Source organism: Sphingomonas sp. 28-62-20, from assembly GCF_002281505.1.
The window spans coordinates 158,405-170,886 of record NZ_NCGH01000011.1; the positions used below are offsets into that span (position 1 = coordinate 158,405).

The following is a 12,482-nucleotide window of genomic DNA, read 5'->3' on the forward strand; positions in this document are numbered from 1 at the left end:
GCAGGACGACGAGCACCGATGCGAAGGGGATAATCTCCCGAAATTTTTCTGTTTCCCGTTCGTTCTCTTGCCTTTCGCTAACCCCGCCTAGGTCCACGCGTCGCGCCGTATCGCGGTTTGGCGGTGCCGATGAAGCGAATCAAAATAGCGACGAACCGAGTCCCTAAAATGTCATTTACCGTCTTGCGCCCCCGCGCGAATGGGCACAATCTGTTGTGGTTGAGTTCGGGGGCGGACCCAAGCACTGGTAGACAGCTATCGCGATCGAGCATCGCAGACTGATCCTGCTTGTGCCTGGCGCAGGGCGTATGGACACTTTTTGTTCTCGCTCGCCTCCGCCAGATGATAGCATGGGGGTTCGCCCCCGATTCGGACGGATCGCCTGAAAATGCGATTCGCAGCGCGGGAGAAGAGTCGGTGGATTTCAGAGACGGTCGGGAAGAGAATAACGATATGGCAACCGATATCATCGAGGCGGCAACCGCGAGTATTGCGGTGGCGGCGAAGAAGGCAAAGGCGCATGCCGCCAAGGCCGATTCAAAGTCGGTGAAGCCGCAAATCTTCCCTGTTGAGGTTGATCGCGCGCGCGACGCGCTGCTGACCGATTTCGGCAAGGAAACGCTGAACGATCGCTATCTGCTGCCGGGCGAAAGCTATCAGGACATGTTTGTCCGCGTGGCCTCTGCCTATTCGGACGATGCCGCGCATGCGCAGCGCATCTATGACTATATCTCCAAGCTGTGGTTCATGCCCGCCACCCCCGTGCTGTCGAACGGCGGCACTGGGCGGGGCCTGCCGATCAGCTGCTATCTGAATTCGGTGCCCGACAGCCTTGAGGGCATTGTCGATACCTGGAACGAGAATGTCTGGCTCGCGTCGCGCGGCGGCGGCATTGGCACCTATTGGGGCAATGTGCGCGGCATTGGTGAGCCGGTTGGCCTCAACGGCAAGACCAGCGGCATCATTCCCTTCGTTCGCGTGATGGATTCGCTGACGCTCGCGATTTCGCAAGGCTCGCTGCGGCGCGGCTCGGCGGCCTGCTATCTCGACATCAGCCATCCGGAGATCGAAGAGTTCCTCGAAATCCGTAAACCCTCGGGCGATTTCAACCGCAAGGCGCTCAATCTGCACCACGGCGTGCTGATCCCCGACGCTTTCATGGAAGCCGTGCGCGCCGGAGCCGAATGGAACCTGACCAGCCCCAAGGATGGATCGGTGCGCGGCACTGTTGACGCGCGCGCGCTGTTCCAGAAGCTGGTCGAAACCCGGCTGGCAACGGGCGAGCCGTACATCGTGTTCAGCGATCATGTGAACAAGAACATGCCCAAGCATCACCGCGATGTCGGGCTGAAGGTCTCGACCTCCAACCTGTGTTCGGAAATCACCCTGCCGACCGGCAAGGATCATCTCGGCAATGATCGCACGGCGGTGTGCTGCCTGTCGTCGCTCAACCTCGAAACCTGGGACCAGTGGAAGGGCGAGAAGCGCTTCATCGAGGATGTCATGCGTTTCCTCGACAATGTCCTGCAGGATTATATCGATCGCGCCGAACCCGGCATGGCGCGCGCTGCTTACTCCGCCGCGCGGGAGCGGTCGGTCGGGCTGGGTGTGATGGGCTTTCACAGCTTCCTGCAGGCGCGCGGGCTGGCGTTTGAAGGGGCGATGGCCAAGCAGTATAACCTGCAGATCTTTCGCCACATCAAAGGCCAGGTCGACGAAGCATCGATGCAGCTCGCGATCGAGCGCGGCGCCTGCCCCGACGCCGCCGATCAGGGCGTGATGGAGCGCTTTTCCTGCAAGATGGCGATCGCGCCGACCGCGTCGATCAGCATCATCTGCGGCGGCACCAGCGCGTGCATCGAACCGATCCCGGCCAATATCTATACCCACAAGACGCTGTCGGGCAGCTGGTCGATCAAGAACCCCTATCTCGAAAAATTGCTGATCGAGAAATCGAAGAACAGCGAGGCGGTGTGGAGCTCGATCCTCGAAAAGGGCGGCTCGGTCCAGCATCTCGATTTCCTCTCAGGCGAGGAAAAGGACTGCTACAAAACCAGCTTCGAGATCGATCAGCGCTGGCTGCTCGAACTCGCCGGCGACCGCGCGCCGTTCATCGATCAGGCACAGTCGCTCAACCTGTTCATCCCGGCGGACGTCGAGAAATGGGACCTGCTGATGCTCCATTTCCGCGCGTGGGAACTGGGCATCAAGTCGCTCTATTATCTGCGCTCCAAGTCGATCCAGCGCGCCGGTTTTGCAGGGGGCGTGGAGGCGGACAACACCGCCGAACCCAAGCAGATCGAGTTGGAAGAAAAGGATTATGACGAGTGTCTGGCGTGTCAGTGAGGTGATGAGAAGTCGTCCTCACCCCTCGCCGCTACGCGGCTTGCCCCTCTCCCGATGGGAGAGAGGATTTCCACTCCCTCTCCCATCGGGAGAGAGTTTGGGGTCGGCCATGCCCCCGGCATGGCCGACCCCAAACTGGGGCCCAAGCGGCAACGCCGCGTGGGAAGGGTGAGGGCTGCCAATGCGAACCTATGCGAGTCAGCCGATCGGCACTGTACCGCGAGCGCGCGAATTGCGCCGGAGTGCGAGTCCCATTGAGAAGCGCTTGCTGCGCGGCCTGCGCGCATCATTCCCGGCGCTCAAGTGGCGGCATCAGGTGCCGATAGGGCCGTTCTATGCGGACATATTGTGCTTCAGCGAAAGGCTGGTGATCGAGGTCGACGGCGCGGAACACGCCCTCGCCGCGACACCCGACGCACGCCGCACCGCCTTCATCGAACACGAAGGCTACCGCGTCATTCGTTTCTGGAACAACGAAGTCATGCAGAATCTTGAAGGTGTCTTAGCGCAAATCTCCCTCTCCTTCCAGGAGAGGGAAGGGGCCCGTCGCGCCAGCGATGGGAAGGGTGAGGACAGCCAGAAAGCAATTGGCAGCGCCAGCGCCGAAGTGCCCCTGCCCTCACCCTCCCATGCTTCGCATGGGCCCCTCCCTCTCCCGATGGGAGAGGGAAAGTGACATCACTTTTCTTCTTCGAACGTCACCGCGACATCGGCATTTGCGCTCAGCCGCACCTTGTCGCCCTCGACATCGGCGACAAGCGCGAGCGAGATGAAATGGTGATGGTCGCCATGCGGCCCGCTATGCGTTTTGGTCAGCTGAATGCGCTCGCCCTTGATGTGATCGACAGTGCCAACATGGACGCCGTCTGCGCCGATGACTTCCATATGGTCCTTGATCCGGTCCTTGATGGCGTGGTCGTGCGACATGCTCGTTCCTCCTCGATGATAATGCCCCCTGAACGCGCGGCTGTGCGTTTCGATGCACGTCCATCGCTGTCACCTGGGAATTGATCATGCCGCTTGCTGCCCGCACGTTTCGTCTGGCCGTCCCTGTCGCGCTCTTGCTGGCGCTCGCCGCCTGCGCGCAGCAGGCGAGCAGCGCGGTGGAACCCGGCGCACCCGGATTCTTCCTCGGCGTCTGGCACGGCTTCATCTTCCCGGTCGCCGCGATCCTTTCCTTCTTCGTGGCCGATGTCGCGGTCTATGCCGTGCCGAACAATGGCGGCTGGTATGATTTCGGCTATTTCATCGGCATTGTGTTCCTGGGCGTCGGTTCCAACCGCACCCGCAAAGTCTATGTCGATCGCGTGATCGTTCGGCGGGAACGCGCATGACCCGCGCGCTTGCCCTTTTCACGCCGCCCGTCATCATGGCGCTGGTCGCATCGGCGGCCGGCCTATTGGCGGTATTCGTCGTATCGCGGCCGGGCAGTACCGATCAGGCACGCTACGCCAAGCGGATTGCCGGCACGATGCTGGCGGCGCTTGCACTCATCTTGGGCGGTTTCGCCTGGGCACTTTGGACTTGGAGCATTTCATCTTGACCAACGCAGCAGAACTTCTCGGCATCATCATTGGCCTGAACCTCATTTTCGCCAGCATGGTAGTGTCCTTCATCCTCGGCTCGCCCAAGGGGCTGTCGGCCGGCAAGGTCGAAACAGCAAGCACTCGCCGCAGCCGCCAGTTTGTCGGCTTTTGCCTGTTCGCAGCAGGCGCGATCTTTACGGCGTTCAGCCTGCTCCCGATGCTCTGACCTTTTATCGTTTCGCTACAAAAACAGGATAGCACGCCATGTCGCTTCTCGAAGCCCGCAAGACCTACAAGCCCTTTGAATATCCATGGGCCTATGATTTCTGGAAGCGGCAGCAGCAGATCCACTGGATGCCAGAGGAGGTGCCGCTGGGTGAGGATTGCCGTGATTGGGCGCAGAAAATCTCGGATCATGAGCGCAACCTGCTGACGCAGATCTTCCGCTTCTTCACCCAGGCCGATGTCGAGGTGCAGGATTGCTATCACGAGAAATATGGCCGCGTGTTCAAGCCAACCGAGATCAAGATGATGCTCGCCGCCTTCAGCAACATGGAGACGGTGCATATCGCCGCCTACAGCCATCTGCTCGACACGATCGGCATGCCCGAAAGCGAATATGGCATGTTCCTCGAATATAGCGAGATGAAGGACAAGCACGATTATTTGCAGAAGTTCAACGTCGATACTGACGAGGATATCGCCCGCACGCTCGCCATGTTCGGCGGCTTTACCGAAGGGCTCCAGCTCTTCGCCAGCTTCGCGATGCTGATGAACTTCCCGCGCTTCAACAAGATGAAGGGCATGGGGCAGATCGTGTCGTGGTCGGTGCGCGACGAGAGCCTGCACTGCGAAGGCATCATCCGCCTCTACCATGAATTCTGCAAGGAACGCGGCTGCCTGACCAAGGCGGTGAAGGATGACATCATGGACGTCTGCCAGACGACCGTGCGGCTCGAAGACGCGTTCATTGATCTCGCCTTCGAACAGGGCCCGGTAACGGGGATGACGCCCAAGGAAATCAAGAAGTACATCCGCTACATCGCCGATTGGCGGCTCGGCCAATTGGGCCTGAAGCCGATCTACATGATCGAAGAACACCCCCTCCCCTGGCTCGCCCCGCTGCTCAACGGCGTGGAGCACGCCAACTTCTTCGAACAGCGCGCGACGGAATATTCAAAGGGCGCGACGCGGGGGAACTGGAACGAGGTGTGGGACAGCTTCGACAAACGGCAAAAGGCGAAGGCCGGGCCGGTTGATGTGGCGAATGAGGACGCGGGCGAGGGGGATATGTTCTCGCGGGCTGGTGTAGCGGCTGAGTGAGATGAGTTTGAGTGATGGCTGATTCGACAATCGCACGATTTGCAAGCAAGTCTCTCTCGCCTTGGAACGGCGAGGGACTACGCGTGCCATCACTTCAACAAGAAAGCTTCCTCAATAGGAGACTAAGCACCCGCCTCCCCGGATTCCCAATCGGAAAAGATATTGAATTTTTATGCCTCGCGGACGACGGCGCGCTCTACTATTGTAAGGGCGATAAGGATGGCCAGCCGCTGCGGGCCATAGAGTGGATATTTACAAACCTAGCAGAGCACCTCGGCCTTTCAGTCGCGGATTGTGCCGTGATCGAGGACTATGACGGCCAAACGTTTTTCGGCTCAAGGAGCCCATCTTCGGTTGCTGATCAGGTCGAGGTGAATCTTTACATCGGTTCTCCGAGCAGAGGTGAGCTTGGTCAGCCTCTCCCTTGGCTTGGTCAATATCTTTCAAGGCTTTGGGCCTATGATCTGTTTTTGGATAATCCGGATAGGTGCCTTCCAAATTTCATACTGGACACGGACGGGCAACCGCGCAGGATTCGCGCGATCGATTTTGCCTCTGCTCGCCTTATGCACTTTTCCACCGATCGGTTCCCGGTTGAATCTGAGCACACAGTGTGGGTAGGAAGGATCGTACGAAAAACGCACGGGCCGCATCTTGAATCAGCGCTAGAGATGATAGACCGGATCGCTGCCGTGCCGTTGAATGAGATTGACCGGATTGTGGGGCAAATGCCTGCAGACTGGTTGTCGGTGGACCAGAGAAAGGGGCTCAGTGGATTTTGGTCAGAAGGGCGTCGGCTTAATCGCATTGAGCGCTTGCGAGCGCTTGTAAGGCATGAGTCGCAGATTTGAATACGCGGTAATCCAGCTCGCCGACGTTAGTCGGAACGAGCGGCTAAACGCAGCTTTAGCGATTTTTTCCGACCAAGGTCTAGAGTTGCGTATTCCTCGCCGCCTGGAGAAACTTCGCGCTCTTTCATCGGCCCTCGACGTTGACGGCGTTCGCACAGCCATATCTCAGCTTGAAGATTTCGATAAGGAGCTGCTGGACCAAGGTTGCACCGACATCGGTGATCGCATTAAGGCCCTAGGGGCGTTGAGCCCCTTCAAGCTCTCGAGTCCTTCATATTTCGTGGCCCCAACGCAGGCAATCTACGAGGAATCAATTGCCCGCCTTACAAAGGCACTTATTGACCCTGAGCCAGCTCGATTAAGGCCAGTGTTCAAGCGAACAAAACTTCTGACACTAATGAAGTCAGCTTTTCGATCGGAGCGGGTTCTCGCTAAGCGCGGGGAAGATATATCCGCTCACCGTCTTGTTTCAAACGTTGTCATTGCGGAAGGTTTGAACGCGGACTTCGTTCTAAAAAATGGGGCGATGCATGTAATTGAAACAGTGGACGCCTCCAGTGACGATCTTTCCGTCCGTAAGGTTGTTGCTGATATTGCGGTAGCAGCGTTGGTACTTGAACAAGCTCGTATGAAGTTTGGCGAGAATTCCACCGAGTCACGATTAGTTTATGACGCATCGGTTGAAGCTGAACGGGTTGCCATGCCGTCTCTCGAGGCGGCAGCTCATCAAGGAACTCGCCTGATAAACTGGGCAAGTGCGAACGATCGCAATACTTTAATAGATCAGCTATCTAGCCTGGCGGTACCATACGACGTTAAGAAATCTGCGAAGGTTGAAATACACGCAAGCACTCAACATCGATTTAAATTAAACTAGCTTACAACTGGGAATTACGGTGCCAGTTTACTAAATTCTCACGCCATTCACTCCGGCGGATACCGCCGCCGCGTATGCAGCACGGTCAACACATCGACCTCCGTCTCCGACGCGATCCGATAGACAATCAGATACGGCAGCCCGACCACCGAAAATTCGCGGGTGTCCGCCACCTGCCCGGCACGGCCCAGCATCGGGAACTGACCGAACATCATCGCCGTCTGCACGATCCGGGCAACAACCCGGTCAGCGGCGCGCTCATTATCCCCAGCGATCCAGTCGCGGATCGCCTCAAGGTCATCTCGCGCCTGCGGCGTGAAATTAACGTTCAAGCTTGAGATCGGCCAATAGTTGTTCAACCGGGATCATCGCAGCGCGATCCTGCGCCTGCGCCAGCCCGCGCTCGATCTTCGCCCGCTTCCACGCGTCATAACCACGCTCGACCGGACCATCGGTCTCGTCAGTCTTCAGGCGCGGATCGGCGATTGGCTTCATCCGCTGATAATACCCCCAACGTAGCGGCACGACAATGCCTTCACGCCGCCTATCAGGGCTTCGAAGCCTTCGTCGTGATCGAGACCGGGGAAATCGTCGCTGGAACTACGGTGCCAGTTTACTAAATGCACCTACTCTTCCTCGCCTCTCGCCCCATGCCGGATGCGCAGGATAATCACCCGTTCCGCCTCCACCCGATAGCGCAACACATAGGGCCACACCGTCGTCATTTCGCGCATCCCGCCACCCGCATCGCGGCCACGGTCGGGAAATTCGGACAGGCTGTCGGCAACCGCGATCAGCCGCGCACCCAGCCCCGATGCCGCCGATGGATTGAACGCCGAGATATAGGCGATGATCGCCTCGAGGTGCTCGACCGCCTCGTTGGTCCACACGATCTTGCGCAAGTCAGTCGCCGATAAGGGGTCGCGACAAAGGCTCGTCGGTTCCCCATGAGCGAACCCAGCGCTTCACGGCATCATGGCTGACCAGACGACCGGCCTCGACATCAGCCTCAGCCCGCGCATCCGCCGCAGCTTCTGCCTCCGGATCGACTGAATCGAAAAGGGTCTTGCGGGGATCCATCTTTGCCAAATTACACCGCATGATGTTGGCCGACAAGCGAGATGTACGTGCGGGCTGTTATGCGGTTGCTTCCAACACGGTCTTGGTGCCAGCTTAACCCCATGCGCCACCCCCTCGCCCTCCTCCTCGCCCTAACCGCGTCCACCCCCGCCGCCGCGCAAACCCCCGCGCCGCCCTGGGCCACGCGCCTCCTCGCTGCCTATCCCGGCCTCGTCTCGCAAGTCACCGCCAGCGAGGTCATTCTCAGCAACGGCACGCGCCTGCCGCGCACCCTCGGGCCCGCCGCCGCTACCGAGGCGGAGCGCCAGGCGCATCCCGATATCGATGCGATGTTCGTCGATCCTTATCCCGCCGGCGCGCCGCTCTCGCCTGCCCCCGCAACCGATCCCGGCCGCACCCGCTACGAACCCTTTTTCGATGCCATCTATGGCGATTGCCGCAAAGGCAACGTCCGCTTGCGCGATGTCGCGTGGCTGCCCGGGCGCGGCGGCGGCAGCATCCGCGTCACCACCACCAACCATGTCGCCGAGCAGCTCGAAGCCGTCATCCGCGATCTCGAAAAACTGCCGCCCGCGATGACGCGCTATCTCTTCCCCCATTCGGGCGGCTATAGCTGCCGCGCGATTGCCGGCACCAGCCAGCGCAGCATGCATAGCTATGGCATTGCCGTTGATCTCGCGAGCGGCCAGGCCGATTACTGGCGCTGGTCAGGCGGCGAGGGCGCGCGCTATCGCAACCGCCTGCCCGCCGCGATCGTCGCCGCGTTCGAGCGCCACGGCTTCATCTGGGGCGGCCGCTGGCGGCATTTCGATACGATGCATTTCGAATACCGGCCCGAACTGCTGCCGGTGCGTTAGCCTCATTCGTTCGGCAATATACGCAGCCGCGAGATCCCGGCCTGCCGCACCACCGCCATGGTCTGCGCGAAATCGTCATAGCGCGCGCGCTGATCGGTCTTGATCTCCAGCGCGGCGCGTGGATCATCGCGCAGCACCGCAAGCGGCCCGGCCAGTGCAGCGCGGCTCACCGCCCGTCCGTCCAGCATCACCGCGCCCCCCGCCGCGATCGTCAGCAGGTGCGGCTGCTGCTGCTCGGCGGGCGCTGGCCCTGCCTGGGGCAGCGGCACGGGGACTTCGTTGATCTGCATCGGGATAGTGATGATGAACATCACCAGCAGGACCAGCAGCACATCAATCAACGGAGTGGTGTTGATGCCGCCGATCGGCTCGGCATGGTCGGCGGGGATGGCAAAAGCAGAGGAACGCAGGCGCATGGCTCTTCTCCCGATATGGTGATGTGATACCATCACATATCCCGCCTCCGGTCAATGCGGCAGCCACCCCGCGATACCCAGCAGCTTTGCTGGGGCAGGCGCGCACGATTCCGGCAGCAACTCGCTCCTATCCAGTCCGGCGTCGGGCCGCGGCCTATTTCTTCTCTTCGGGCTTGCGATAGGTGGTGTGGCATTCGCCGCAGGTCTTGGCGAGCGCGTCGAACTGGGTCGCAAAACCCGCCGCGTCGCCGGCCTTGCCAAGATCGGCCAGTGTCCGGGCGGCAGCGCTCATCTTGGCGGCAGCGGCTTCGAAGCCGGCGCGGTCGGTCCAGACATTTGGCAGCGCGTCGCTTTCAGGCGTGTCGCTATGCGGCGGGAACATTGTCGGGATCACCGCTCCCCAGCTCGCCATCGCGGCGGCCGGCAGCGCCAGCTTCTTTACATCATCGCCGCGGGCAATACCTGCCTTGATGCCCAGGAACGCGGCGATGGTCAGGTGAAACCCCGCCTGCCGCGCCGCGACGATCATGCCATGATCCATCATGCTGTGGTCGGCCGTCATCCGGGCGTGATCGCCGTGCGACATTCCAGCCATTGGCGGCTTGGGCGGTTTGGGCGGCGTCGGCGCGGTTTGGGCGAGCGCGAGGCCACCGGCCAATATCAGGCCGGAAAGGGCGACAATCGAGGATAAGGCGCGCATCGTTGGGGGCTCCTGCAAGGGGAAAAGGGATGCTGGCACAATACTATGCCCCGTGTGGCCGAGGCACAAGCCTATGCCCCGTGCCGCCCCATGCGGCAACGGCCGTCGCCACTGGCACCCCGGTCAACGCCGCTGATTGCGTTCAGCAGGCTTCGTGTTTCCAGTGCCGTCGCTTGCCTTCATGCAACCAAATAGCCGCTTCGGCAGCGCGCTTGTCGCGGGTTTCGGGGCGCTTGGCCGCGCTGATCCAGTCGCAATATTCGCGGCGACAGCTCGGCGCAAAACCAGCGAAATGGTTGGCCGCGACCGGATCGGCTGCGAGCACCGCCGCAAGTTCAGGCGGCACCACTGGCGCGGGCTTGGGCGGGCGCGCCGGTCGCACCGGCTCGCCCGCGCCGTCATCGACCAGCGCGACCGCCGCCGCCACTGTCGCGGCAAAGCTGGCTGGATCGGGCAAGTCGGCCAGCGCGGTCAGCTTGCCAAACTGGCCCATCGCTTCGCCCTCTTTCCCCGTTGGCTGGTCCGGGCGCTGCCAAAAGCCGAAGCTCGCATGCGCCTTGAAGGCGGCCATATTGGCGAACGGCCGACCATGACGGACGAAAAACGGCATGCCCCATTTGATCGTCTCTTCCAGGCCGGGAACCGCCGCATGAAGGCGCGCGCGCAGCTCGATCAGGATCGGACGCGCGAAATCCGCTTGTTTGGCGATATAGGCATCAACCCGGCTGTCGATCGACATGGCGGCTTCCTTCCCCAGCCGCCAATGCTGCGACCGCAGCGCGGGGTCGTCAAGCCGGGTCCGTCAGGAGTCGCGATCGGCATCGTCGGGGATGGCCTCGTCCTCGTCCTCGTCCTCGTCATCGTCCTCGTCATCGTCGTCGTCGTCGTCGTCGTCGCTGTCATCATCGCCGTCATCGGCAACCGGGCGACCTTCGCCGCCCTTGGGTGTGTCGAATTCATGCCGATCAAGATTGTCGACATCCTCATCGCCGCCCAGATCGGGGATCAGATCGGTCATGATCGTGCCGTCGCTGGTGCCGCCGCCGCTGGCCTCAAGGATTTCGGCCCGCTGGCTTTCGTCATAGCCATCTTCATCATAGCCATCGTCGCCGGTGCCGTTGCCGGGGATTTGCTCGCCACCGCTTGCCATTCGCTGCTCTCCGAAAAGGCTGCGGGGTGCAGCCGTTCGGAATGGCCAACGGCAAGCGGCGCTGCTTGTTCCACCCGCTGGTCGCGAGCAGGCTCAGCTCGGCCGGAAAAGCCGCCCGCGTTCGACAATCGCGACGATCGCCAGCGCGACCAGGCCGGCGACCAGAAAGCCGATGTACAGCGGCACCGTGGTGCCATCGAACGACTGGCCAATGGCCGCGCCAGCCAGCGCGCCCCCCGTGACGCTGATAAAGCCCTGCACGCTCGAGGCCGTGCCCGCGATATGCCCCATATTCTCCATCGCCATCGACGAGAAATTGGCCGTTGCCAGACCAAAACAGGCCATCGCCAGCGCTTGCAGGATCGCAAAGCTATAGATTGTTTCAGCCCCCAGCCGAGCGATCACCAGATGCACCGTCGACAGCAGGACCAGCCCGACCAGCGCACTATGCGATATCCGGCGCGTGCCGAGCCGCATCACGATCCGCGAATTGAGCAAATTGGCCAGGGCCATCATACTCGCCACCCCAATAAATACCGGCACCAGCAGGCGATTATCGCCCGTCAGCGCGCCGACAATCTGCTGCACGGAATTGATGAAGCCATAGAGCCCGCCCATCAACGCCGTCGCCGCGAGCGTATAGCCAATCGAAAAGCGATCGGTCAGCGCCTGCCGCCAGCCGTCCCACAGCCGCTCGATCGACAAGGGCTGACGATCCGCGATCCGCTGCGTCTCGGGCATCCGGATCACGAACCAGATGAGGATGACGCCAGAGATGGCGGCGATCATCACGAAGATCAGCCGCCAGGATCCGAACAGCAGGATCAACTCGCCGACGCTTGGCGCCAGAACGGGCGCGGCCATGAACACCATGAAGGCCAGGCTCATCACCCGCGCCATGGCCCGCCCCGAATAGCAATCGCGCACCAGCGCCACCGTCACCACGCGCGACGCCGCGATCGCCATGCCCGCCGCAAAGCGCGCCACCAGCAACAACATGAAGCTGGCCGAAAAGGCGGCAATCAGATTGGCAATCACATAAGCCGACAGCGACGCGACGAGCACCGGCCGCCGTCCATAGCGATCGGCAAGCGGCCCGTGCACCAACTGGGCCAAGCCAAAGCCCAACAGAAACACGCCGATCACCAGCTGGCGATCATTCGCCACACCAACGTTCAGCGCGGTGGCGATTGCTGGCAGCGCTGGCAGCATCGCATCAATGCCAAGCGCCGTCAGCGCCATGAGGGAGGCGACCAGCGCCACAAATTCGACAAAACCGATCGGCGGCTGCGCTGGGGCGCGGATGGTTTGCTGAACGGTCATGTCGGCTGCCATGCCCGAAGCGGGGCGCTCGGT

19 protein-coding genes are annotated in these 12,482 nt (G+C 61.2%); 9 read left to right on the forward strand and 10 right to left on the reverse strand.

Going from position 1 to position 12,482, the window contains the following annotated elements:
* The first annotated feature begins 453 nt into the window (after positions 1-453).
* Positions 454-2,346, forward strand: coding sequence for a ribonucleoside-diphosphate reductase subunit alpha (locus tag B7Y43_RS11165; protein ID WP_374131727.1), 1,893 nt, complete (start codon positions 454-456; stop codon positions 2,344-2,346).
* A 181-nt stretch (positions 2,347-2,527) separates the two neighbouring features.
* Entirely contained in the window at positions 2,528-3,022 is a 495-nt protein-coding gene (locus tag B7Y43_RS11170; protein ID WP_374131728.1) for an endonuclease domain-containing protein, read from the forward strand.
* Positions 3,023-3,024: 2 nt separating this feature from the next.
* On the opposite strand, the gene B7Y43_RS11175 is transcribed toward B7Y43_RS11170, so the two are convergent.
* The gene (locus B7Y43_RS11175) at positions 3,025-3,273 is read right to left on the reverse strand and encodes a DUF2171 domain-containing protein (protein WP_374131729.1); all 249 of its coding nucleotides are present in this window, start codon (positions 3,271-3,273) and stop codon (positions 3,025-3,027) included.
* An 86-nt stretch (positions 3,274-3,359) separates the two neighbouring features.
* Here B7Y43_RS11175 and B7Y43_RS11180 point away from each other — a divergent pair, with 86 nt between their 5' ends.
* Genes B7Y43_RS11180 through B7Y43_RS11205 form a run of 6 tightly spaced genes read left to right on the forward strand, consistent with a single transcriptional unit; the run spans position 3,360 to position 6,923 of the window.
* Positions 3,360-3,680 (forward strand): hypothetical protein, encoded by a 321-nt coding sequence (locus B7Y43_RS11180; protein ID WP_374131730.1) that lies wholly within the window; start codon positions 3,360-3,362, stop codon positions 3,678-3,680.
* Positions 3,677-3,889, forward strand: coding sequence for a hypothetical protein (locus tag B7Y43_RS11185; RefSeq protein WP_374131731.1), 213 nt, complete (start codon positions 3,677-3,679; stop codon positions 3,887-3,889). Before B7Y43_RS11180 ends, B7Y43_RS11185 begins: the two co-directional genes overlap by 4 nt.
* The gene (locus tag B7Y43_RS11190; RefSeq protein ID WP_374131732.1) at positions 3,886-4,098 is read left to right on the forward strand and encodes a hypothetical protein; all 213 of its coding nucleotides are present in this window, start codon (positions 3,886-3,888) and stop codon (positions 4,096-4,098) included. Before B7Y43_RS11185 ends, B7Y43_RS11190 begins: the two co-directional genes overlap by 4 nt.
* Positions 4,099-4,136: 38 nt before the next feature.
* On the forward strand, positions 4,137-5,195 hold the full coding sequence (locus B7Y43_RS11195) for a ribonucleotide-diphosphate reductase subunit beta (protein WP_374131733.1): 1,059 nt from the start codon (positions 4,137-4,139) through the stop codon (positions 5,193-5,195).
* A 14-nt stretch (positions 5,196-5,209) separates the two neighbouring features.
* Positions 5,210-6,046 (forward strand): HipA family kinase, encoded by an 837-nt coding sequence (locus B7Y43_RS11200; RefSeq protein ID WP_374131734.1) that lies wholly within the window; start codon positions 5,210-5,212, stop codon positions 6,044-6,046.
* A complete protein-coding gene (locus B7Y43_RS11205; protein ID WP_374131735.1) occupies positions 6,030-6,923 on the forward strand; it encodes a hypothetical protein in 894 nt (297 codons plus the stop codon). Before B7Y43_RS11200 ends, B7Y43_RS11205 begins: the two co-directional genes overlap by 17 nt.
* Before the next feature lie 47 nt (positions 6,924-6,970).
* Here the strand turns inward: B7Y43_RS11205 and B7Y43_RS11210 are convergent, their stop codons facing one another.
* The 4 genes from B7Y43_RS11210 to B7Y43_RS11225 form a co-directional block, all read right to left on the reverse strand.
* Entirely contained in the window at positions 6,971-7,255 is a 285-nt protein-coding gene (locus B7Y43_RS11210) for a type II toxin-antitoxin system RelE/ParE family toxin (RefSeq protein ID WP_374131736.1), read from the reverse strand.
* Positions 7,245-7,448, reverse strand: a complete 204-nt coding sequence (locus tag B7Y43_RS11215; RefSeq protein ID WP_374131737.1) for a hypothetical protein — start codon at positions 7,446-7,448, stop codon at positions 7,245-7,247. The genes B7Y43_RS11210 and B7Y43_RS11215 overlap by 11 nt, the downstream gene beginning before the upstream one ends.
* Before the next feature lie 101 nt (positions 7,449-7,549).
* Entirely contained in the window at positions 7,550-7,825 is a 276-nt protein-coding gene (locus tag B7Y43_RS11220; protein WP_374131738.1) for a type II toxin-antitoxin system RelE/ParE family toxin, read from the reverse strand.
* A gap of 1 nt (position 7,826) precedes the next feature.
* The gene (locus tag B7Y43_RS11225; protein ID WP_374131739.1) at positions 7,827-8,003 is read right to left on the reverse strand and encodes a CopG family transcriptional regulator; all 177 of its coding nucleotides are present in this window, start codon (positions 8,001-8,003) and stop codon (positions 7,827-7,829) included.
* Positions 8,004-8,104: 101 nt separating this feature from the next.
* On the opposite strand from B7Y43_RS11225, the gene B7Y43_RS11230 reads away from it, so the two are divergent.
* Positions 8,105-8,860, forward strand: a complete 756-nt coding sequence (locus B7Y43_RS11230) for a M15 family metallopeptidase (RefSeq protein ID WP_374131740.1) — start codon at positions 8,105-8,107, stop codon at positions 8,858-8,860.
* Positions 8,861-8,862: 2 nt separating this feature from the next.
* Here the strand turns inward: B7Y43_RS11230 and B7Y43_RS11235 are convergent, their stop codons facing one another.
* The 5 genes from B7Y43_RS11235 to B7Y43_RS11255 form a co-directional block, all read right to left on the reverse strand.
* Positions 8,863-9,276: an ExbD/TolR family protein gene (locus tag B7Y43_RS11235; protein ID WP_374131741.1), complete on the reverse strand. Its 414-nt coding sequence runs from the start codon at positions 9,274-9,276 to the stop codon at positions 8,863-8,865.
* Between the two features lie 154 nt (positions 9,277-9,430).
* Positions 9,431-9,976 carry a cytochrome c gene (locus tag B7Y43_RS11240; RefSeq protein ID WP_374131742.1) on the reverse strand — a complete coding sequence of 182 codons (546 nt, stop codon included), beginning with the start codon at positions 9,974-9,976 and terminating at the stop codon, positions 9,431-9,433.
* A gap of 142 nt (positions 9,977-10,118) precedes the next feature.
* The gene (locus B7Y43_RS11245) at positions 10,119-10,715 is read right to left on the reverse strand and encodes a YdeI/OmpD-associated family protein (RefSeq protein ID WP_374131743.1); all 597 of its coding nucleotides are present in this window, start codon (positions 10,713-10,715) and stop codon (positions 10,119-10,121) included.
* A gap of 63 nt (positions 10,716-10,778) precedes the next feature.
* Positions 10,779-11,126: a DNA primase gene (locus B7Y43_RS11250; RefSeq protein WP_374131744.1), complete on the reverse strand. Its 348-nt coding sequence runs from the start codon at positions 11,124-11,126 to the stop codon at positions 10,779-10,781.
* A 93-nt stretch (positions 11,127-11,219) separates the two neighbouring features.
* Positions 11,220-12,449, reverse strand: a complete 1,230-nt coding sequence (locus B7Y43_RS11255; RefSeq protein ID WP_374131745.1) for a multidrug effflux MFS transporter — start codon at positions 12,447-12,449, stop codon at positions 11,220-11,222.
* Positions 12,450-12,482 lie beyond the last annotated feature (33 nt).